At 41.1% G+C, this 23393-nt stretch carries 21 protein-coding genes; 18 read left to right on the top strand and 3 right to left on the bottom strand.

Annotated elements, in window-relative coordinates; all coding sequences use genetic code 11:
* Positions 1-19 precede the first annotated feature (19 nt).
* Entirely contained in the window at positions 20-2470 is a 2451-nt protein-coding gene (parC, locus tag ABD010_RS15665) for a DNA topoisomerase IV subunit A (protein WP_343815147.1), read from the top strand.
* A gap of 101 nt (positions 2471-2571) precedes the next feature.
* On the opposite strand, the gene ABD010_RS15660 is transcribed toward parC, so the two are convergent.
* The 3 genes from ABD010_RS15660 to ABD010_RS15650 all read right to left on the bottom strand — a co-directional run bounded on the left by ABD010_RS15660 (position 2572) and on the right by ABD010_RS15650 (position 4139).
* A complete protein-coding gene (locus ABD010_RS15660; RefSeq protein WP_343815144.1) occupies positions 2572-3030 on the bottom strand; it encodes a hypothetical protein in 459 nt (152 codons plus the stop codon).
* Between the two features lie 24 nt (positions 3031-3054).
* Complete coding sequence (locus ABD010_RS15655; RefSeq protein WP_343815141.1) at positions 3055-3528, bottom strand: hypothetical protein; 474 nt, start codon at positions 3526-3528, stop codon at positions 3055-3057.
* 125 nt (positions 3529-3653) lie between these two features.
* Positions 3654-4139: a metallophosphoesterase family protein gene (locus ABD010_RS15650; protein ID WP_343815138.1), complete on the bottom strand. Its 486-nt coding sequence runs from the start codon at positions 4137-4139 to the stop codon at positions 3654-3656.
* A gap of 235 nt (positions 4140-4374) precedes the next feature.
* Here ABD010_RS15650 and ABD010_RS15645 point away from each other — a divergent pair, with 235 nt between their 5' ends.
* The 17 genes from ABD010_RS15645 to cysK all read left to right on the top strand — a co-directional run bounded on the left by ABD010_RS15645 (position 4375) and on the right by cysK (position 23282).
* On the top strand, positions 4375-4992 hold the full coding sequence (locus ABD010_RS15645) for a TetR/AcrR family transcriptional regulator (protein WP_343815135.1): 618 nt from the start codon (positions 4375-4377) through the stop codon (positions 4990-4992).
* Between the two features lie 79 nt (positions 4993-5071).
* Positions 5072-6214 carry an acyl-CoA dehydrogenase family protein gene (locus tag ABD010_RS15640; protein WP_343815132.1) on the top strand — a complete coding sequence of 381 codons (1143 nt, stop codon included), beginning with the start codon at positions 5072-5074 and terminating at the stop codon, positions 6212-6214.
* A 25-nt stretch (positions 6215-6239) separates the two neighbouring features.
* Complete coding sequence (locus ABD010_RS15635; protein WP_343815129.1) at positions 6240-7871, top strand: AMP-binding protein; 1632 nt, start codon at positions 6240-6242, stop codon at positions 7869-7871.
* A gap of 14 nt (positions 7872-7885) precedes the next feature.
* Positions 7886-9241 carry an acetyl-CoA carboxylase biotin carboxylase subunit gene (locus tag ABD010_RS15630; RefSeq protein ID WP_343815127.1) on the top strand — a complete coding sequence of 452 codons (1356 nt, stop codon included), beginning with the start codon at positions 7886-7888 and terminating at the stop codon, positions 9239-9241.
* The gene (locus ABD010_RS15625) at positions 9207-9467 is read left to right on the top strand and encodes an acetyl-CoA carboxylase biotin carboxyl carrier protein subunit (RefSeq protein ID WP_343815124.1); all 261 of its coding nucleotides are present in this window, start codon (positions 9207-9209) and stop codon (positions 9465-9467) included. The genes ABD010_RS15630 and ABD010_RS15625 overlap by 35 nt, the downstream gene beginning before the upstream one ends.
* A 226-nt stretch (positions 9468-9693) precedes the next feature.
* Positions 9694-10473, top strand: a complete 780-nt coding sequence (locus tag ABD010_RS15620) for an enoyl-CoA hydratase (protein ID WP_343815121.1) — start codon at positions 9694-9696, stop codon at positions 10471-10473.
* 17 nt (positions 10474-10490) lie between these two features.
* On the top strand, positions 10491-12020 hold the full coding sequence (locus ABD010_RS15615) for an acyl-CoA carboxylase subunit beta (protein WP_343815118.1): 1530 nt from the start codon (positions 10491-10493) through the stop codon (positions 12018-12020).
* A 215-nt stretch (positions 12021-12235) separates the two neighbouring features.
* Positions 12236-12694: a flavin reductase family protein gene (locus ABD010_RS15610; protein ID WP_343815116.1), complete on the top strand. Its 459-nt coding sequence runs from the start codon at positions 12236-12238 to the stop codon at positions 12692-12694.
* A gap of 50 nt (positions 12695-12744) precedes the next feature.
* A complete protein-coding gene (locus ABD010_RS15605; RefSeq protein WP_343815113.1) occupies positions 12745-13221 on the top strand; it encodes a CBS domain-containing protein in 477 nt (158 codons plus the stop codon).
* 41 nt (positions 13222-13262) lie between these two features.
* Positions 13263-13805 (top strand): DUF1697 domain-containing protein, encoded by a 543-nt coding sequence (locus ABD010_RS15600; RefSeq protein WP_343815110.1) that lies wholly within the window; start codon positions 13263-13265, stop codon positions 13803-13805.
* Positions 13806-13810: 5 nt separating this feature from the next.
* Complete coding sequence (locus ABD010_RS15595) at positions 13811-14323, top strand: DinB family protein (RefSeq protein ID WP_343815108.1); 513 nt, start codon at positions 13811-13813, stop codon at positions 14321-14323.
* A 72-nt stretch (positions 14324-14395) separates the two neighbouring features.
* Entirely contained in the window at positions 14396-18025 is a 3630-nt protein-coding gene (locus ABD010_RS15590) for a dynamin family protein (RefSeq protein ID WP_343815106.1), read from the top strand.
* Positions 18022-18891, top strand: coding sequence for a 5'-3' exonuclease (locus ABD010_RS15585; RefSeq protein WP_343815104.1), 870 nt, complete (start codon positions 18022-18024; stop codon positions 18889-18891). The genes ABD010_RS15590 and ABD010_RS15585 overlap by 4 nt, the downstream gene beginning before the upstream one ends.
* A 265-nt stretch (positions 18892-19156) precedes the next feature.
* Positions 19157-19768: a pyridoxamine 5'-phosphate oxidase family protein gene (locus ABD010_RS15580; protein WP_343815103.1), complete on the top strand. Its 612-nt coding sequence runs from the start codon at positions 19157-19159 to the stop codon at positions 19766-19768.
* A 236-nt stretch (positions 19769-20004) separates the two neighbouring features.
* Positions 20005-20853 (top strand): gamma-glutamylcyclotransferase family protein, encoded by an 849-nt coding sequence (locus tag ABD010_RS15575; RefSeq protein ID WP_343815101.1) that lies wholly within the window; start codon positions 20005-20007, stop codon positions 20851-20853.
* Positions 20854-21044: 191 nt separating this feature from the next.
* Positions 21045-22355 (top strand): D-serine ammonia-lyase, encoded by a 1311-nt coding sequence (dsdA, locus tag ABD010_RS15570; protein ID WP_343815098.1) that lies wholly within the window; start codon positions 21045-21047, stop codon positions 22353-22355.
* A gap of 6 nt (positions 22356-22361) precedes the next feature.
* Entirely contained in the window at positions 22362-23282 is a 921-nt protein-coding gene (gene cysK, locus ABD010_RS15565) for a cysteine synthase A (RefSeq protein WP_343815095.1), read from the top strand.
* Positions 23283-23393: the final 111 nt, after the last annotated feature.

The following is a 23393-nucleotide window of genomic DNA, read 5'->3' as shown; positions in this document are numbered from 1 at the left end:
GGATTAAGGGGGAATTTGTTTGGCACAGTCGGAGAACTATCTGGACTTACCACTTGAGGAAGTAATGGGAGACAGATTTGGCCGATATAGTAAATATATTATTCAGGATCGTGCATTGCCTGATGCCAGAGACGGATTAAAGCCCGTCCAGCGCAGGATTCTCTATGCCATGCACGAAGAAAAAAATACGTATGATAAAAACTTCCGAAAGGCTGCAAAAACCGTCGGTACTGTAATCGGCAACTACCACCCGCATGGAGATACGTCGGTTTATGATGCAATGGTACGGTTAAGCCAGGAATGGAAAATCAGAAATGCACTCGTAGAAATGCATGGTAATAATGGAAGTATTGATGGAGATCCTCCTGCTGCAATGCGGTATACCGAAGCAAGGCTGTCCAAAATTTCATCAGAACTGCTGCGTGATATTGGGAAAGAAACCGTTGATTTTATACCGAACTTTGATGATACGATTTCGGAGCCTGTTGTACTTCCTGCAAAATTTCCGAATCTCCTTGTCAATGGATCAACCGGAATTTCTGCAGGATATGCAACAGACATTCCTCCGCATAATCTGGCCGAGGTAATCGATGCAGTCATTAAGAAAATTGACAAGCCCTCTGTTTCAGTGGAGGAACTGATGCAGGTGTTGAAAGGACCGGACTTCCCAACTGGCGGTATTATACAAGGCGTAGACGGCATCAGAAAGGCATATGAAACCGGAAAAGGCAAGATTGTTGTGCGCGGAAAAGCAAAGGTAGAGGAACTGCGCACCGGAAGACAGCAAATTGTAATTGATGAAATTCCATATGAAGTCAATAAAGCCAACATGGTCAAAAAAATGGATGAACTTCGCATCGACCGTAAAGTGGAAGGGATTTTAGAGGTTCGTGATGAAACAGACCGGACTGGACTTCGGGTTGTAGTGGAACTGAAAAAAGACGCAAACAGTCAGGGTGTGCTGAACTATCTGTATAAAAATACAGATTTGCAAGTAACGTATCATTTTAACATGGTGGCCATCCAGAACAAGACACCTAAAGTGTTGTCATTATCGCAAATCCTTGATGCGTACATCGAACATCAAAAAGAAGTCATGACCAGACAAACACAATACGATTTACGGAAAGCGAATGACCGCTCACATATCCTTGAAGGGCTGATTAAAGCAATATCCATTTTGGACGAGCTCATTGCGACTATTCGTGCTTCCAACGATAAGGGCGATGCTAAAAAACGAATTATCGCAAAATATGAATTCACCGAAGCACAAGCCGAAGCAATTGTTATGCTTCAGTTATACAGACTGACCAACACGGATATAACATCACTGGAAAAGGAAGCAGAAGAGCTTCGCAAAGCCATCGCGGAGTATGAGGAGCTGCTCGGAAGTGAGAAAAAGCTTTATCAGGCTATTAAAAAGGACTTAAGGCAAATCAAGAAAAGCTTTTCCGACAGTCGAAAAACAAAAATTGAAGATCAAATTGAAGAATTAACCTTTAATATTGAAGTAACCGTTGCCAGTGAGGATGTACTCGTTTCTGCGACCAGAAGCGGCTATGTAAAACGGACCAGCCTTCGCTCTTATGGTGCCTCAAACGGTGAGGATTTCGCTATGAAAGACGAGGATCACCTGGTCGGGTTACTGGAACTGAATACGACAGATAATTTGCTTCTGTTTACTTCTAAAGGGAAATATATATTTGTGCCTGTCCATGAACTGCCCGATATTAAATGGAAAGATCTCGGCCAGCACATATCGAATATTGTTTCGATCGATAGGGATGAAAGTATTGTACAATGTATTCCAGTTCGTGAGTTTCAGGAAAACAGCTATCTTATTTTCTTCACCAAAAATGGCATGGTGAAGCGTAGCGAGCTGAAGCTTTACGATGCACAACGATATTCCAAGGCTCTTATTGCACTGAACATAAAAGCTGATGATGAAGTTGTTAATGTACAGCAGACAAACGGGCATTCAGATGTGTTTGTCGCCTCAGATAAAGGTTATGGTCTGTGGTTTCATGAATCAGAAATATCTGTGGTCGGTCAGCGTGCAGCAGGGGTAAAAGCAATTAAGCTTAAAACAGGGGAGCAAGTTGTCAGCGGACAGGTTTTTGACGACCTAACGGAACCCTCACTGGTTGTTGTTACCCAGCGTGGTGCATGTAAACGAATGAAATTAAGTGAATTTGATAAAGCCAGCCGGGCCAACCGTGGCCTCCTGATGCTGCGGGAACTAAAAAGCAAGCCGCACCGGATAAGAGGATTGTTTGCGGTCAATGATCAGGACACCATTTGTTTTAAAACAACGAACGGAGAAACACACAGTATCTATCCGCTGAATCTGTCGGCAAGTGACCGTTACAGCAATGGCTCTTTCGTAATTGACAGTGATCACCATGGTGAAGTAACGGAAGTCTGGAAAGAAGCTGTTTATGATAAGGTTTTTGAGGATCCACAGGATTAAACAGATAAACATTTAATATGGATAACCGAAATTCCCGTATCAGATAAATTGATACGGGAATTTCTTTGTTTTATGAAAGCGAAAAAAAGATTATGACAGGATCAACTTTTCTGATGGAACTTTATGAACTCATAATAAAGTGCTGTTGCGGTTAGCACAATGAGAAATACCGCAACCGAGTAGGGCAATTGGTAGCCATTTTGATGTTTTGTAACACCCATTACTGTTGAAAACCACTCGGCTCCTAACCCCATAACCATCCATACCAGGATATACCATATAAATGCCTTTTTGTTTATATTAAGGACATCATATATATAAATAAAGAGATAACTAATCGGAGCAAACATGATATAGGTGAGCAAGTCAAATAATTCATAGCCGTTCAAATCATTTGTCTTATAAAGATCGATTAAGCCTCCTCCAATGGTAAAATCAAACAGGGTTGAGACTGCAAATCCCCATATTAAAAACAGTATTGTCACATCACGGGGAAACCGTTTTGGAAGCAGAAAGAAAATGACGTAGAGGATAACAAGAGCGATTAATATATATTTCATTTTTATCAAAGTGTCCCCATAAAGTCATGAAACATCTACCTCGTTCCGGGTCAAATTCCGAAATAATTGATGCGCATAGTACGCAATCAGATGTAGGAGAATAAAGTAAAGAATATCGTAGCCAAAATTCCATTTAAGGTAACTGATAATATTAAAGTAAACTGAAAACGCCCTTAATCCAAGGAGGAAAATTAACGAAACAGCGGTTGTTAATATGAACCTTGTGACAGAATTTGATTGATGAAGGATATTTAATTGCGTGATTAACGTCAGGGGAACGATCACACTTCTGTTGAGTAAATATGCTGCATGCTTGATGCTATCTTGGGTTTCTTTGATTAACTTCAATTCTTCAATGATTATCCATGATACATTGATGGTTATAACTAATAACAATAAGAAAGTTACTGTATTCTCGATAATGGAGAGCTTTTTTGGCATGATGACAAAAATGGCTGTAATCAGCCAGGACGCCAGGAAGAAAACCGCGAATTCCATGATGGACCCCCACTCTAATAACTATGCTATTCCCTTATTGTTATAATTTTGGTGAATAATATACCAAAAACGTATGTGTGTCTTGAAATGGTCCACGGCATGTAAACGGATGAAGCATAGCCAGCTTAAAAGAAAATAAATTCAGTATTAATTTCATCATCAATTTGAAGTGTCGCGAATGAGTAATAAGGTTGTGTACGCTTGTCAGTTGGAGAACCTGGGTTAAGGAGCAAGGTTTTTTTGAAATAACGGAGCAGCGGAATGTGGGAGTGTCCAAAAATAATCGCATTCGCATCTTCATCAAAAAAAGTATCGAATGCCCGTCTTTCCGTTGTCTTTTTTTCACCATGACCATGGACAATCCCGATTCGAAAGCCGTTAATGGTCAGAAGTTCTTTTGAAGGGAGTTTTTTCAGAATCTCATTGCTTTCAATATTTCCGCAAACCCCTTTGACAGGCGCATACTGTTGAAGCGTGTCATATACTCTCATTGAGCTCCAGTCGCCGGCGTGAATGATTAATTCAGCAGTTTCCAATTCCTTCATAAGACGGAAAGGCAGTTGTGTTCCTTTTTTTGGCATATGAGTGTCTGATGTGACAATAATTTTCATGACAATTTCCCCCTTATTCTCGTGATTATTTATTTTCTGCAAACCAGCATTATTATATCATTTCCCAATTTCTTTTTACATTTCACTAATTCATGGGAAAAAACAAAACGCCATCAGCCACTTGGATTTGGGAGGTTATCAAACTTTAATGATTAATGATTATATTTTTATGAAAACGCTTTATGTAGTCTGAAAAATATGATAGAGTTAAATCAGATTGTTGAAAGGAGGGCTCATGGCGGATCTGCGAAATAGAATTCTTCAGGAAGCACTGTTTTTATTTGAAAGAAATGGTTTCCATGGCGTTTCGGTAAACGAGATTGTACAAAAAGTCGGTACTTCCAAAGGCGGATTTTATCATCATTTTACATCAAAAGATGAATTGCTGTTTGTCATTCACGATACGTTCATTACGTATGTATTGGATAAGGCGATGGTTGCAGATGGTTCCTATGATTCGCCGAGACAAAAACTTGAAGCGATTGTACAGGATTTCGTTAAAGTATTTGATCTGTACAAGGCACATATTTCCGTATTTTATCAGGAAAACATTTATTTAAAACCCGAGTATGAAACACTGATTAAGAAAAAACGGGATAACTTTAAAAACATTATCATTGAAACAATCGGTGAGGGCAAGAAAAGCGGCGATTTTCGCAGCGATATACCTGCAGACATTACGGGTATGGCTATTCTCGGTATGGTAAACTGGACGCACAAATGGTATAAACAATCAGGACCCAAATCAATCGATGAAATTGCTGATATATTCGTAGATTTGATTTTGCGTGCCGTTCTGGAAACTAATACATACCATCATAAAGCAAGTGCAGAAAGTATTTCACCTGAATAAAGGAAACCGCTTTCTTTTTTAATGAAGTACACAGACCAACCAGTCGGTCTTGGGCGGAGAACATACGAGGAGGTTTGAGATGAATTTTGAATTAACAAAAGAACAGGCAATGATCAGAAGCATGGTGCAGGACTTTGCCCAGAGTGTCATTCAACCAAAAGCTGTTGAAATCGATAAAGAAGCAAGATTTCCGGTTGAAACATTTAAACAAATGGGTGAATTGGGATTGTTGGGTATCCCTTTTTCTGAGGAATACGGCGGTTCCGGCGGTGATACCGTTTCCTACGCGATTGCTGTAGAAGAAGTCGGCAGAGTATGCGGCAGTACCGGGCTAAGCTTTGCAGCAGCCGTATCACTTGGGGCAAGTCCTATTTATTATTTCGGGACAGAGGAACAGAAACAGAAATTCCTGACACCCATGGCGGAAGGGAAAGCATTGGGGTCTTTTGGCCTGACTGAACCAAATGCGGGTTCTGATGCCGGTGGAACGAAAACGACAGCTGTTGAAGACGGTGATGATTACGTTATTAATGGCGAAAAATGCTTTATTACCAATGCAAGCTATGCGAAGACAATCATCGTTACAGCCGTGACTGGCAAGAATGATCGCGGAAAAAATATTATCTCCGCAATTATTGTTCCAACGGATGCAGCAGGGGTAACCATCACAAGCAACTATGACAAAATGGGTGTACGCGGGTCGGACACAGCGGAAATTGTACTTGATAATGTCCGCGTACCAAAAGCAAATCTTTTGGGCGATCCGAATAAAGGATTCAGTCAATTTTTATACACCCTTGATGGTGGACGCATTTCCATTGCAGCAATTGGACTGGGAATCGCACAGGGGGCGCTTGATAAAGCGTTAAGCTATGCAAAGGAGCGGAAGCAGTTTGGTAAGCCGATCTCTGATTTCCAGGCAATCCAATTTAAGCTTGCCGACATGGCGATGGAAGTTGAACTTGCCAGAAACATTGTGTATAAGGCAGCATGGTTAAAAGACAATAACAAACCATTTGGCCAAGAAGCTGCATACGCAAAATTATATGCTACGGAAACGGCATTCCGCGCTGCCAATCAGGCGATCCAGATTCATGGCGGGTATGGATACATGCGTGAATATGAAGTCGAGCGATATTTGCGTGATGCGAAATTGCTGGAAATTGGTGAAGGGACATCTGAAGTGCAGCGGATGGTTATTGCCAGACAATTGGGTTGCTGACAATCTAAATAAGGGGAGAGAGTTCATGTCTTTAATAGATTTAACGGTAGGCGGAATTCTGGAGAAACAAGTGGCGTTATACCCGGATCAGGAAGCGGTTATCTACCCGGAATTGAACCTGAGGAAAACATTTAAAGAGTTTAATGAGATGGCTGACCAGGCAGCGAAAGGGTTTATGGCACTGGGGATTGAAAAAGGCGAGAATGTTGCCATTTGGTCGGACAATAAACCGGAATGGCTGACCTCGCAGTTTGCAACAGGAAAAATGGGGGCAGTTCTTGTTACGGTAAACACCAGCTATCAGGCAAAGGAATTGGAGTATCTGTTAAAACAATCCGAATCAACGACTTTGGTTATGGCAGAGTCCTATAAGGGAACATCATATGTTGATGTGCTGAAACAGGTTTGTCCCGAGTTTGAAACGGGTGAAAAAGGAAACTTGCAATCAGAAAAAGTACCATTCTTAAAAAATATCATTGTGATAAGTGACAAAGGATATCCAAATGCGTATACCTGGAATGAAGTAATGGAAATGTCTAATCAGGTATCAGATGGGGAACTGAGTGAACGCAAGCAGTCACTGGATTCTCACGAAGTCATCAACATGCAGTATACATCAGGAACGACTGGATTTCCGAAAGGTGTTATGCTGACTCACCATAATATTGTAAACAATGGAAATCAGATCGCGGATTGTATGAAGCTGACCAATGAAGACAGGCTTTGTATTCCGGTCCCGTTTTTCCATTGTTTTGGTTGTGTTCTTGGGGTGCTTGCAGCAGTTTCAAAGGGTACGACAATGGTCATTGTCGAACAATTTGAGGCTGACAGAGTTATGAAGGCCGTTTCAGATGAAAAATGTACAGCACTTCATGGTGTGCCGACTATGTTTATTGCTGAATTGAATCATCCGAACTTTGATACGTATGATTTTTCCCAATTGCGAACAGGCATTATGGCAGGGTCCACTTGTCCGATTGAAGTCATGAATGATGTGATGAATAAAATGGGTGCTTCCGAAATTACAATTGCTTATGGCCAAACGGAATCATCACCAGTTTTCCTTCAAACCAAAACGGATGATCCAATTGAAATGAAGGCGAGTACGGTTGGTCAGGTTCATCCGAATGTGGAAGTGAAAATAGTTGTACCAGGAACAGATGACGAACAGGAACAGGGCATGCCAGGTGAGTTATACACGCGCGGTTACCATGTAATGAAAGGGTATTACAATAACGAGGAAGCGACTAATCAGGCAATTGATAGTGATGGATGGCTTCACACAGGCGACTTGGCTGTTATGGATGATAATGGGTACTTCTCCATTACCGGTCGGATGAAAGATATGATCATCCGCGGTGGTGAAAATATTTACCCAAGAGAAATTGAGGAGTTTTTGTATCAATATCCTGATGTGCTGGATGTCCAGATTATCGGCGTTCCAGATAAAAAATACGGGGAAGAATTGATGGCCTGGATCATCTTAAAAGAACATTCCGGGACAACAGAAGAAAACATCCGGGAATTTTGCAAAGGTAATATTTCCTATCATAAAATTCCGAAATATATTTCCTTCGTTGATGAATATCCAATGACCGCAAGCGGGAAAATTCAGAAGTATAAATTGAGAGAATATGCGAAAGAACATATTTCGTAACAGGGAGTGAGTCGATGATAAAAAAAGTATTGGTTGCAAATCGCGGAGAAATAGCCGCACGCGTTATCCGTACATGTAAAAAGCTTGATATCGGGACCGTAGCTGTTTATTCAGAAGCCGATCAGCAAGCGCCATTTGTGGAAATGGCTGATGAAAGTTTTCTGATCGGTCCACCACGTGTCAATGAGAGCTATCTGAACGTGGATAAGATTATTTCGATTGCCAAAGAAGCAAGTGTGGATGCTATCCATCCAGGCTATGGTTTTCTGAGTGAAAGTGGACAGTTCTCCGATAAGTGCGAGCAAAATGATATCCTATTTATTGGACCGTCCAAAACAGTTATGGAAAAAATGGGAAGTAAAATCGAAGCACGAAAAGCGATGAAGGCAGCTGGGGTTCCGGTCGTGCCTGGTACAGAAGATGCGGTTGCTTCAGCAGATGAAGCAATTGAGATTGCCAAAGATATAGGGTATCCAATTATGCTGAAGGCATCAGCCGGTGGCGGTGGAATTGGGATGCAGGTAGTCCGTTCCGATGACGAACTTATGAAGGCGTTTGAAAGCAACTCAAAACGCGCCAAAACTTTTTTCGGTGATGGTGCAATGTTCATGGAGAAAAAGCTTGAAAATGCCCGTCATATTGAGATTCAACTGCTAGCGGACAGTCACGGAAACGCGGTACATCTTTTTGAACGGGAGTGTTCGATTCAGCGTCGAAATCAAAAAGTGGTGGAAGAAGCACCTTCCCCGTTTATTTCTGAGGAAACCCGTCAGAAAATGGGGAATGCCGCAGTAAAGGCTGCAGAATCTCTGGGATATACCAACGCGGGAACAATTGAATTTCTGGTAGATGGACAAGAAAATTTCTACTTCCTGGAAATGAACACACGTATCCAGGTGGAACATCCGATTACAGAAGAAATAACCGGGCTGGATATTGTGGAAAAGCAGCTTGACATTGCTGATGGAAAGGAATTGCAATTGCAGCAGAAAGACCTGACGATAGATGGTCACGCAATTGAAGTACGGATTTATGCTGAAGATCCGAAAACGTTTTTCCCGTCACCGGGACATATTGATGTATTTCAACTGCCTGAGGGTGAATATATCCGTAATGAAGCGGCAGTTACTGGTAATTATGATGTGACCCCGTTCTATGATCCGATGATTGGCAAGTTAATTGTCAAAGGAAAAGACAGGAATGAGGCGATTTCCCGGATGAAAGAAGCGTTGCGATCGTATAAAGTCGAAGGAATTAAAACAAATATACCGATGCTTCTTGATGTAATCGAAAATGATGAATTTAAAAAAGGTAATACGACAACAGCATTTGTAGATGACTATTATTTACCACAACTTAAAGCAAAATAGGAGGAGTGTAATCATGACGGAAATAAAAGCATCAATGGCAGGAAGCGTATGGAAAATTGCAGTTAGTGCAGGTGAACAAGTGGAAGAGGATCAGGATATTGTTATTCTTGAATCGATGAAGATGGAAATCCCGATTCCGGCTGAAGAAGGAGGAACGGTGAAAGAATTGAAAGTGGCGGAAGGGGATTTTGTTAACGAAGGCGATGTTATTGCAATAATGGAATAGACTGCTATGCTGGTAAGGATTATTTTTCTGCCATAAGAAAATATGAAACTTTCTTACTGCATAAGCCAATGATAAGTATTCGCCTTAAAGCCTGGCGAATTTCAGGTTTTCCAAAATTAAATGGGGGTCTGTGTGACGGGTATAATTTAAAGATATAAACGTTCGTTTTGGAAAATATATGAAACCCATGGATTAATGTTACACATGGCAGAAAAGGAGAATGATAGTGGTAAATCCAGTGGAATATCAAAAAAGAGAAAATATTGCTGTATTAACCCTAAATAGACCGGAATCTATGAATGCCATGTCCAAAGGATTGCTCGATGCATTAAATGAGCATATTGAAGCGATTAACCAGGACACATCGATTCATTGTACGATTATTACCGGATCGGCAGAAAAAGCCTTTTGCGCCGGTGCTGACCTGAAAGAACGAAAGGGAATGTCGGAAGATCAGGTGATTGAAGCCGTTTCCTATATTGGCGAAACGGTTAAGAATGTTGAAAATATGAAAATGCCGGTGATTGCAGCGTTAAATGGGGCTGCATTTGGCGGGGGTCTGGAACTTGCGCTGGGCTGTGATATGCGAATTGCCGCCAGCCATGCCAAAACAGGGTTGACGGAAACATCGCTGGCGATTATTCCGGGTGCAGGTGGAACACAGCGCCTGACGCGCCTGATAGGCTTGGGAAAGGCTAAGAAACTTATCTTCACTGCGAAACCGGTGACTGCCGAGGAAGCACTGGAACTTGGTCTGGTTGAACAAATTGTATCAGTTAATGATTTGCTGGATGAAGCAATGGAAACGGCACAATTGATCGCAAAAAATGGTCCGGTTGCATTGAGACAAGCTAAGACAGCCATTAACCAAGGCTTCCAGACAGATATTACAACGGGTCTTGCCATTGAACATTTGTGCTACAAAGAGACAATACCGACGGAAGACCGAATCGAGGGATTGCAGGCGTTTAAGGAAAAACGGAAGCCTGTTTATCAAGGTAAATAGAAGCAGGAGGACACGATATGTCGTATTTGGAAGAACTGCAAAGCAGAATTAAGAAAATTGAAAGTGGTGGAAAAGAAAAATACCATCGGAAAAACGAAGAAAAAGGTAAACTGTTTGTCCGCAAGCGACTGGAACTGTTATTCGACGACGGAATAGATATAGAAGATGCATTTTTTGCTAATTGCATGGATGATTCATTGCCGTCCGACGGGGTTGTCACCGGGATCGGAAAGGTTGGCGGTCAATCAGTATGTGTGATGGCCAACGACTCTACCGTTAAAGCAGGGTCATGGGGAAAACGTACAGTTGAAAAAATTCTTCGTATTCAGGAAACGGCTGAAAAACTTGAAATTCCAATGCTTTACCTAGTGGACTCTGCCGGTGCACGTATTACCGATCAGATCGAAATGTTCCCTGGCCGACGTGGTGCAGGACGTATTTTCCACAATCAGATTAAGTTGTCAGGCAGGGTGCCACAGGTTTGTCTGTTATTCGGACCATCTGCAGCCGGTGGTGCGTATATTCCGGCGTTCTGTGACATTGTCATCATGGTCGACGGTAATGCATCAATGTACTTAGGATCACCGCGGATGGCCGAAAAAGTCATCGGCGAAAAAGTAAGCCTTGAAGAAATGGGCGGTGCAAAAATGCATTGTTCTGTTTCGGGATGCGGTGATGTACTGGTCAAAACAGAAGAGGATGCTATTGAATACACGAAGAAATATTTAGGATATTTCCCGCCAAACTTCCGGCAAAAGCCTCAAGTTGCAGATGCAAAGGAAGTTAAGGAATTCGAGAAGGCCATTACGGATATGATTCCGGAAAATCAAAATGCTCCATTCAACATGCTTGATCTGATTAAACGAATTATTGACGAAGACAGTTTTTGTGAGGTCAAGAAAAAATTCGCACCGGAACTGATTACAGGACTTGCCCGAATTAACGGTAAGTCAGTAGGCATTATTGCCAATCAACCGCGCATGAAAGGTGGCGTGTTGTTCCCTGATTCAGCTGACAAAGCAGCCAAGTTCATCCAAATGTGTGATGCATTTAATATTCCGCTTCTGTTCCTGATGGACATTCCAGGCTTTATGATAGGAACAAAAGTGGAAAGGGCAGGTATTATTCGGCATGGTGCCAAGATGCTTGCAGCAATGAGTGAGGCAACGGTTCCGAAGATTTCTGTTGTCGTCAGGAAAGCATATGGTGCAGGTTTATATGCAATGGCAGGACCGGCATTTGAACCGGATTGCTGCCTTGCCTTACCAACCGCACAAATTGCTGTGATGGGACCGGAAGCAGCCGTTAATGCAGTATATGCAAATAAAATCGCTGAATTGCCGGAAGATGAACGGCCGACTTTCATTAAAGAAAAACAAGAAGAGTACAAAGATAACATCGACATTTATCGCCTGGCATCTGAATTGGTAGTTGATGCTGTGGTTGATCCTGATAAACTTCGTGAAGAACTTGTCAGTCGTTTCACCATCTATGAACAAAAAAATGTAGTGTTTACCGATCGGAAACATGGTGTTTATCCGGTTTAAACGTAAACAAAGAAAAAGCCTTGATACTGGTTATCAAGGCTTTTCTCATAACAAAATTTCACCAGTGTCATAAACTGTATTACAAATCGTAAAATTTATTTACCATAATATTATTATGTAAACTTAATCAAAAAGGCTATTCATTTTAAACTTTCAGGTAACGTGATATCCTGAATTATAATCAGTCCGTTGGAATGGGGGGGGGGGAACAAGTAGTGGATAGCAGGGAATTCCGAAATGCAATGGGGAAATTTGCAACCGGTATTACCATTGTGACGACTGACCATGAAGGTGATACAATAGGGATGACAGTAAACGCACTGATGTCTGTTTCATTGGATCCCGCATTAATCGCTGTATCGATTGATGAAAAGGCAAGAATGTATGACAAATTACAAAAAACCGGGAAATTTGGAATTAGCATATTAAATAAAGAACAACAGGATTTGTCGATGATTTTTGCCAGACAGAAAAAACGAGACAGGGAGATTCCAATCATCAGGCAGGATGGTATTCCGGTTATTGATGGGGCAATTGCATCATTGTCCTGTCATGTAAGAGAAACCGCTAAAGCAGGTGACCATATGATTTTTGTTGCCGAAGTTACCGAATTGAACATAAATGATGGCGAACCAGTCATTTTTTTCGGCGGTAAATACCGCTCACTGGAATAGTTCATGTATAAAAAACGTACGGTCAGCCCCGTATAAATGAGGTGAATAAGATGAAGATAAGGGATTTTATGATAACAGATGTGATTACTACAACAAAAGATACAACGATTAAACAATTACTTAGGACTTTGGTGGAAAATAAAGTTGGAGGCGTCCCGGTAATTGATGAAGATAATCGCTTGGTTGGAGCAGTCAGTGATGGTGATATTATCCGTTATTTAGAGCCCCGCGGCAGAACAGTCTATGATATGTTTTCGCTGGTAATCGTTAATGAAAAAGAGGATTTTCGACATAAATTAGCCTCAAGCATCAATGATACTGCAGAAAATTTCATGAAGGTAAAGGAACTGCACACAGTTCATCCGGATGATGAGATTGAGAAGGTGCTTAACATTTTTTCGAACCATCATATTAAAAAAGTACCTGTAGTGGATCATGATTCAAAACTTGTTGGTGTCATCAGCAGAGGCGATCTGATCCGGTTTATTTCCACCTCCATTATTGCCAATGCCGATGACGAAGCATAACAGGTAACTTATATGGCAAAACGGAAAAGGAGGTGTATATTATGACAACTTATGTCGCTCTGCTCAGGGCAATCAATCTTGGCAGGAAAAACAAGGTGAAAATGGCTGAATTGAGAAGTTTTCTGGAATCACTTGGTCTGCAACAGGTCCGGACATACATCCAAAGCGGCAACATTATTTTTGATTCGGAAATGAAAGCTTTTGCACTGAAAAACAAGCTGGAATGGGAGCTGGAAGAAAAATTCGGATTTGCCATTCCTGTTATGCTGCGAACACGATCCGAGTGGTCAAAAATCGTCGAGCAGTGCCCATATGCTGATAAAAAGTTGACGAATGAACAAAGCATACATATTTCCTTCCTTGCAGCAACTCCCTCACAACATGCCATTGACAGATTAGGAGATTATGAAAATAACATCGATACCTATGAATTGATTGGAAAAGAAGTGTATATGCTGTTTGGCCGGAATCTTCATAAATCCAATCTGCAAAGACATCTGCAAAAGCTGGAAATACCAGCCACCATGCGCAATTGGAAGACGGTTATGAAATTGGAAACACTGCTGACAGAAAGGGAAGGGTAAACGAAATGGAATTCAAAATTAAGAACTTGGATGGTTATACGCCGCAAATTGGACATCTGGTTCACATGATGAACTATGCAAGAACCACCACATTGCAGGCGGTTAAAGGATTAACGACGGAACAATTGGATTACCTTCATGCAGCTGATGCCAATTCGATTGGGGCACTTTTGATGCACATGGCTGCCGTTGAATTTAGTTTTCAAATCGAAACATTTGATGAACGAGAGCCAACCGATGCAGAAATTCAGGAGTGGGGACCACCAGTTTCCCTTGGTGAAAAAGGGCGTCACAAGATTAAGGGAAAACCACTGGACTACTACATAGAAAAACTGGATAAAGTCCGAAATAGAACACTTACTGAATTTAAAAGGCGGAATGACGACTGGCTTTATGTGGAACGAAACTGGGCCAGCTACCCGTCCAATAATTATTTCATCTGGTTTCATACATTTGAAGATGAAATTAATCATCGCGGTCAAATCCGAATTCAGCGAAAAATGCTTCCCAGTTTTTAGCCGGTAGATAAACAAGTCAAAAAATCGTATAATGGAAACTGGAAATGTTTATTAGGAAGGAATTTTATCATCATGATGCAAACCTTACCAAAGCAATCTATCACAAATAAGCATTTGACCAGCCTGTATCAGGTCATGCTGGAACACGGTGATAATGAAAATGCTGCTAAACTATTAGATGTATATGAAAAAAATAATCATCAGGAAATCATGATCAGTTTTGCTGGTCATTTTTCTGCTGGGAAATCATCCATGATCAATGAATTACTGGGAAAACAGATTTTGCCGAAGAGTCCGATTCCAACGAGCGCAAACGTGGTAAAAATAAAATCCGGACGTGGTGCGGCCACCGTTTATTTTCATAATCATGAGCCATTGGAATATGACGAACCATATGACATTGACATGATCAAGGAATACGCCAAAGATAAAACAGATATCAGAGCGATTGGTATCAGTACAAAGGAGGCGTTGTTACCTGAGGACTGTATCATTATGGACACACCGGGAATTGATGCGGCAGATGATGCCGATCGATTGATGACTGAATCGTCGCTTCATCTCGTTGACCGGCTTTTCTATGTGATGGATTATAACCATGTACAGTCGGAAGTCAATTTGCAATTCTTAAAAATGGTGCAGGACTTTGAAATACCGTTCTATATTATTATTAATCAAATCGATAAACATGATGAACGTGAAATTACATTTGACAAATTTACGCAAAGTATCAACCAAACGTTCAAACAGTGGGAACTTAACCCGGAAAAAATTTATTATTCGTCGCTGACAGTTCCTACTGCCGTTCATAACCAGCTTCCTGATATCAAAGATAAGTTAACGGCTATCATGACAGACAAACTGGCAGTAATGAACATCGAACGTTCAGCCAACCAGGTGACAAAAGCACACAGGAAGTTTCTGCAGGATGCATACGAAGAAATACTTCCGGAAAATACTTCGGAGCATGACGGGATAGATGCTGCATCCAGATTGGCCGCTGTAAATGAGGAGATAGAGTCGGTTAAGCATTACCCGAAAAAAGTAGAAGAAGCATTTTTTGCCGAACTGAATACAACCCTTAAAAATGCCTACCTAATGCCGGCAGTGCTGCGCGATAAAGCCGAAATTTATTTGGAATCCCAGCAACGTGATTTCAAGGCAGGGATATTTGCCTCAAAAAAGAAAACAGAGGAAGAACGGAAGAAGCGCTTGGATGACTTTTATCAATCGCTGAAGGAAACCATGGAAACTTCCATTCAGTGGAAGCTTCGGGATAAATTTTCCGATTTACTGAAGGAATTTCATATTTATGATCAGCAGCTTTCCAATACGATTCAGCATATAGGGATTGATTTTGGCGAAGAACAGCTGTCCGCCCTGCAAAAGCCGGGAGCGAAAGTGAATGGTGATTATGTATTAATTTATACGAATGATGTCAGCTCTAACATTAAACAGCGCTTTAAAAGAGAGGCGCTTCGCATTTGGGAACAAATTCAGGGAATCCTGAATCAGCAGGTCAATAAAGAACTGAAAGATTATGAACCGGAAATGCAAAAACTGCAAAAATTATTGGAAATAAATCAGAATCGGGAAGATCTGAAAAATGATTTACAGCGGAAACGAAATCAGCTCGAAATAGCTTACCAAAGTCCTGAACCGGACGAAACTGTCCGTGAGAAGATGGAACAGGAGCTTGTAAGCAGACATAAGCCAGTTAAAAAGGCAACCAAAAGTATGTATGCGAATGGGAAGCAGGAAGAAGAGACTGTAGCAACGATGGTTAAACCTGAGGAAAAAGTGAGTTCATCAGCAGGGAAAACGCTTGAAAAAATCGGCAATGTCATGGATACGATTCAGGATCTGCCAGGTTTTCAGTCTATTATGGATGATTTATCGGAAAAACAGCATCGTTTGACAAAGCGGTCGTTTACTATAGCATTATTCGGGGCATTCAGTGCAGGTAAATCATCATTTGCCAATGCACTTCTGGGTAACAATGTATTGCCTGTGTCACCAAATCCGACAACAGCTGTGATTAACCGGATTAATCCTGTTGATGATGAAGTTAACCACGGCACCGTTATTGTTACTCTGAAGGATACGGAAACACTGACGAACGATTTGGAACAGCTTATGAAAAGGCTTGACCCGCCATCTGCTGATTTTGAGCGATTGGTCGATTGGATGATGGAAAATAACATTCATGAGCACCGTGATCTTCATCAATCACATCAGAACTATTTACGGGCAATTATCGATGGCTATCACGATTATATGAAAGCGACTGATGGAAGTATTACGATTGATATTGATTCGTTTGAAGCATTTGTAACCGATGAAGCAAAAGCCTGTTATATTGAATCGGTCGATCTGTATTATGACTGTCAGCTGACAAGAGATGGAATTACTCTGGTCGATACGCCCGGAGCAGATTCTGTTAACTCCCGCCACACAAATGTTGCGTTTGATTATATTAAGCATGCAGATGCGATTCTGTATGTTACGTATTATAATCATGCACTTGCCAGGGCAGATAAAGACTTTCTATTGCAGCTTGGGCGCGTAAAAGATGCATTTGAACTCGATAAAATGTTCTTCATCATGAATGCAGCTGATTTAGCGGCTGATGATGCAGAATTAACGCTGGTATCAGATTATATTGAAGAGCAGTTGACAATGCTGGGAATTCGCTTTCCGAGGTTGTATCCGATTTCCAGTAAACAGTCACTGAAGGATAAACAGGAGAATATTCCGTTAAATGATCAAATGGCTGCATTTCAAGCGGACTTTAATCATTTTATTCATCATGAACTGGCGGCTATTACTATACAGTCTGCCGGCCGTGATATGCTTCGGGCATTGCAGACTACCAGACAGTATCTGGATTCACTTCAGCTGAACGAAGAAGAAAAAGAAGCGTATCGTAATGAATTGCAGTCAAAACGTGCCGCACTGAAAGATGTTGCAATTTCGATAGATCGTTCAGCAGGTGAGCAAAAGATTGTCCAGAAAATTGAAAAGCAGCTTTATTACGTGTTGGAACGGTTGTCCATTCGCTTTCATGACTTTTTTAAAGAAACATTTAACCCGGCAACGATTACCGAATCAGGAAGAAAAGCATTACTGCAGCTGGAGAAGCAGCTTCAGGAATTATTGGATTATACAGGATATGAACTGCTGCAGGAGCTACGAGCTGTTTCGCTTCGGGTGGAGGGTTTTATGAAGGAACTGCAAACGGAATTGCAACATGATTTTTCAAACAGCAGCAAACAAATTGACCCTGAATTTTTGCTGCCGGACTTTACTGATCTGGAACTTGCCACACCATCATATAAGCAGGCGTTAGTTGACTTGAAGACGGATGATTTCCGTAAAGAATTAAAATTGTTCAACGGGACGAAAGCATTTTTTGCAAAAAATGAGAAAGAAACAATGAAAGAAGCAATGTACAGCAGGATATCACCCGCTGCTGAACGCTATCTGGAAAAGAATCAACAGCACATGCAAGATGCTTATTTGAAGCAATGGCAGACAGTGACAGATTATATAAGGCAGGAAATTCATAAGCATATCGATTTATACATTGATAACCTGTTATCCGTGATGGATGATCGTTCAGTTGATCCTAAGGTATTACAGGCAAAACAGGATATGCTTGTTTCGATACTTGAAGAAGAAAATGAGGTGGTGAAAGGATGACGAGAGAAGGAAATATATTACTTGTTGATGGAATGGCATTGTTGTTCCGCGGATTTTTCGCAACCGCATTCCGGGGAAACTTCATGAAGACAAGCAGCGGGGTCCCAACGAACGGTGTTTATCAATTTTTGCGGTACTTTCTGGATGCTGTTGACACATTTGAACCGACACATGTGATCTGCTGTTGGGATATGGGAAGTAAAACATTCCGCACTGAAATGTTTGAAGGGTATAAAGCAAATAGATCAGAACCGCCGGAAGAACTGATTCCACAGTTCGAACTGGTGAAGGAAGTGACGGAAGCTTTTGATATGCCGAATGTCGGAGTGGAAAATTTTGAAGCGGATGATTGTATCGGAACACTTGCACGAACTTTTTCCACCGACAGTGAAGTACTTATTCTCACAGGGGATCAGGATATTCTGCAGCTGGTCGATGAAGGCATCAGTGTTGCCATCATGAAGAAGGGACAAGGTAACTATGATGTGTATGAACACACTAATTTCCTGGAGAAAAAAGGAATTACGCCGAAGCAGATAATTGATTTGAAAGGTTTGATGGGCGATACATCGGATAACTATCCTGGAGTTAAAGGGATCGGAGAAAAAACAGCGATGAAGCTTATCAAGGAGTACGACTCAATCGATAATATTCTTGCCAATATGGATCAGTTGTCAAAAGGAATCCAGACCAAAATTAAAAATAATCTGGATTTGCTGCATTTATCAAGGGAGCTTGCTGAGATAAACTGTGATGTTCCCGTCTCCTGCCCGATAGAAAATGCGGTATGGAAATATGATAAAAAACAAATCGAGGACAAGTTTACCGAACTGGAATTTACCAATCTGGCCAAACTCGTAAAATAAGATTGCAGGAAAACTATTTTATCAAATGGAATACAATCCGGAAAACAAGAATCGTCCAGGTAATAAACGATATTTGTGAACGTCTCCCTTGCAAGTGAAGGCTTTGGCAGGGAGGCGTTTTTTTGTAAGGATAAATGTGCGTTTATTACGCGTCAATGATTTCGGTTCAGATATCCCAGATTACAATAGCTGCAGCAGATAAATATTTCCCTGTCACTGCATTTGCGTTATAATATATCCGTTGAAATTCATCAGGAGGGTCCAGATGTCTGACAAAAGAGGCGAACATATGCTACAGGAAGAAAATGGGACGAAGAAACGGGCGTTTTCATTTTATAATAACCAAATGTTAAGCTTTCTAAATGAATTAATGCAGGAATTTATTATAGATCAGGATATGATGTTTATATCCACTGCCGACAGCGATGGGAATTGTGATACCTCTTTTCGTTCCGGTGGGAAGGGTTTTGTGAAAATCATTAACGAACACATACTAATTTATCCTGAATACAAGGGTAATGGTGTAATGTCCAGCTTAGGAAATATTATAGAAAACCCGCATATCGGTCTGCTGTTTCTTGACTTCTTTGAGCATAAAATTGGATTACATGTAAATGGGAAGGCAAAAATTATCGAACACGAAAGACTGTCTTCGCTAAATATTACAGAAGCGTATTTAAACAAAATTGAATCTGAGGAAGGGCAAAAAGCTGAACGGTGGGTTGTTATAGAAGTCGAGGAGGCTTACATCCATTGTTCCAAACATATTCCCCATCTGAAAAGGGCAGATTATGAAATGGATCAAAGCGATGGGAAAAAAGTAAAGCGTGGAAGCGGGGACTTCTTTAAGGCCAAACAAAGTAAGCATAATTTTTAAGTAAACGTTACAATGAAATGATACGAACGCATTTCCGGATATCTCATAGGAGGTATCCGGAATTTTTAATGAGATACATAAATACCTATGCATGTATCCCTATATACCTAGCAAAGCTATAACTTCTCTTGATTAGAGGGGTATCAACATATACTTGTATGGGTATTTGATAATCGGTGGCTTTTTATCGTAATAAAAGGTTATGATATGATCAATTAATACGGGAGGGGATACAAGTGACAAACGTGTTTGTTTATGGAACATTACGTATGGGCGGTCGAAATCATGATTATTTGGAGGGAGCAGCGTGTATATATTCACAATGCCGCGTTCGTGGAAAGTTGTTTGATACGGACAAAGATTATCCGGTTATGCAGCTGAATGATTCATCCTGTGTATTTGGGGAACTATATAATGTGACGGACTCACAAATGAAAATAATTGATGCGCTGGAAGGGTTTGAGGATGGAAGATCTGATAATTTATATAACAAGGTTACGACCTCAGTATGGAATGAATCAGGGGAAGAATGCCTTGCTATTGTCTATACTGCAGCACAATCCATGAATTATTCCACTTGCGAGATTTCCTCAGGAGACTGGTGTGTTTATCAATACATAAAGCAGGGTCATCTGCTGTATTTTGCATATGGATCCTGTCTTGATGATGAGCGTTTTCGGAGTGCTGGAGCGGATCATTTTTTTACTGAAGTGTTTGGTTCCGGTGTGCTTAACGGATTTGAATTCCGTTTTTCTGTTAAGACAGATGATGGCGGGAAGGCTGATATTGTTGAAAATAAATCGGAAAGTGTAGAAGGGAAAGTATACAAAATCCCATCCGAAGCATTAGCATATTTATATAAACGGGAAGGTGTAGACAATCGGATTTACCGTCCGGCAATTGTGCCTGTGAACGTCACCAGTGAACTGTACCAGGTACTGACATTTATTGGAATTGATAAAACGGATGAGACAGCACCATCTTCTCTTTATGCAACGGAAATAATGCGTGGAGGAAAAGAATGGTTCAGTAGCAGCTACCGTAAAAAAATAAAAAGAAAGCTGGATGGTTTTCAGAACAGTTGATGGTGTTTGAGTTGACCGAATTTAGCATATAGAACACTTTTTAATCACCGCCAGCTTCTGCATATGCATGTAAACAAGCAAACAAAGCTGACTGTTCGAGTGATGGTCCGCTTTTTGATTGGGCTTTTTGTTGTATCATGATAGTATAAAATTGGAAAGATAACGATTGAAAATGGCAAGAGAGGGTGGTCATGATGGTTTTTTCACAGCAGGAAGTTGTAAAATGGAAAGAAAAATATCCAATTCTTGATGATATTATTAACTTAAACCCTGTTTATTGGTCGAATCCACATTTACATGAACAGGAAAACCTGGACTCACTGCCGATTTCCAAGGAGGATATGGCATACGCTGAAAAGCTATGGGAGAGATTCAGACCATTTCTGCGTAACGTATTCCCGGAATCAGACGGGATAATTGAATCTCCGTTAAGACAGATCACAAAATTTAAGGATAATCAAATGTCTGTTGAAGGAGATTTGTACGTAAAGTGTGATAATGAGCTGCCGATTGTCGGATCCATTAAAGCAAGAGGCGGTCTTTATGAAATCCTTCATTATGCTGAGTGTCTGGCCATCGATGCGGGAATGGTGTCAGCTAATGACAATTATGAGGTATTTGCAACAGACCAGTTTAAAAAATTTTTTAGCCAGTATGCGATTGGGGTCGGATCAACTGGTAATTTAGGCTTGAGTATCGGTACAATAAGTGCTCAGCTTGGTTTTAACGTTTCGGTATATATGTCTTCGGATGCCAAGCAATGGAAAAAAGATCTGCTTCGGAGCCGTGGAGCTTTCGTATATGAATTTTCCGGTGACTTCAGTGAGGCAATCCGTTCAGGACGTGAACAGACAATCAATGATCCGAAAGCATACTTTGTGGATGATGAGGATTCAAAGCATTTGTTTCTCGGATACAGTGTTGCTGCATTTGAATTACAAAAACAGTTGCATGAAAAGAAAATTAAGGTGAATAAGGAAAACCCGCTGTTTGTTTACTTACCATGTGGTGTAGGCGGTTCACCAGGCGGTATCACGTTTGGGTTAAAACATGTATTTGGTGAACATGTACATTGTTTCTTCGTGGAACCGACTCACTCTCCATCTGTAATGATTGGACTGTTGACTGGAAAAATGGAGAATGTCAGTGTTCAGGATTTCGGAATCGATAACCAGACCGAAGCAGACGGTCTTGCAGTTGGCCGTCCATCCGCATTTGCAACAAAAGTTAGTGATAAGCTCATCAGCGGGATCTATACGGTTGAAGATAATGAATTGTACCGTTATTTGACCCGGCTTGCAGATACGGAAGACATTTTTCTGGAACCATCCGCAACTGCCGGATTAATTGGCCCTGCACGTGTGCAGAAATATATAAAGGAAAATGAGTTACCGGAAGAAAACATTACGCACATCGCTTGGGCAACAGGAGGTTCACTGGTGCCTGAACAGGATATGAAGGAATTTTATGCACAGGGCAAAAGATTGATGGAGAAAGGTTGATATCCAATGAAAGTTGTACAGAACATGACGGAATTAATAGGTGAAACGCCGGTTGTAAGGTTAAATAAGATCGTGCCGGAAGATGCAGCAGATATTTTTGTGAAGCTGGAATCAAACAATCCGAGCAAAAGTGTCAAAGATCGTGCTGCATATAACATGATAAAACAAGCGGAAGATGCAGGGGTTATAAAGCCCGGCGATACAATTATTGAACCTACAAGCGGGAATACGGGGATCGGTCTTGCAATGAATGGTGCAGCAAAGGGTTATCAGGTAATTCTAGTAATGCCTGATAACAGCACGCAGGAACGCAGAAACATATTAAAAGCTTTCGGGGCTAAAGTTGTGCTCACACCAAGTGCTGAAAAAATGCCTGGTGCGATTCAAAAGGCAAAAGAGCTTCAGAATGAAATTCCAGGAAGTTTTATTCCCCAGCAGTTTGAAAATGATGCTAATTCTGATATTCATCGAACAACGACAGCAGCAGAAATAGTTGACCAGATGGACGGTGAGCTTGATGCATTTGTTTGTACGGCTGGAACCGGCGGGACTGTAACAGGAACAGGCGAAACATTAAAAGCCAAAATATCAGGATTACACATTGTGGTAGCCGAACCAAAAGGATCCCCGGTATTATCAGGCGGAGAACCTGGACCGCATAAATTAGTTGGAACAAGCCCGGGTTTTGTACCTGATATCCTAAATACTGATGTTTACGATGAGATTATGCAAATTGATGATGACGATGCGGTGGATATGTTTAGAAAGCTTCCCCGTGAAGAAGGAGTATTCATTGGACTGTCAGGTGCGGCGGCAGTTTTTGCAGCAATTCAAGTTGCAAAACGCTTAGGCAGTGGAAAGAAAATTTTATGCATAGCTCCTGATACAGGAGAACGGTACCTCAGTATGAATTTATTTGATTCGTGAAATAGCTTGGAGCAGCGTAGTTATGATGCGTTGCTTGATTTTTATCTGGAAATTAAATATGCACGCAGCTTCCCAATGGTACCGCTTATCAAAAACCATTAAATTAATTGG

It is taken from the genome of Virgibacillus siamensis (genome assembly GCF_039522605.1).
Classification (GTDB): Bacteria; Bacillota; Bacilli; order Bacillales; family Amphibacillaceae; genus Lentibacillus; species Lentibacillus siamensis.
Note: the sequence above shows the minus strand (reverse complement) of the source record. Positions and strands in the feature narration are given on the sequence as shown.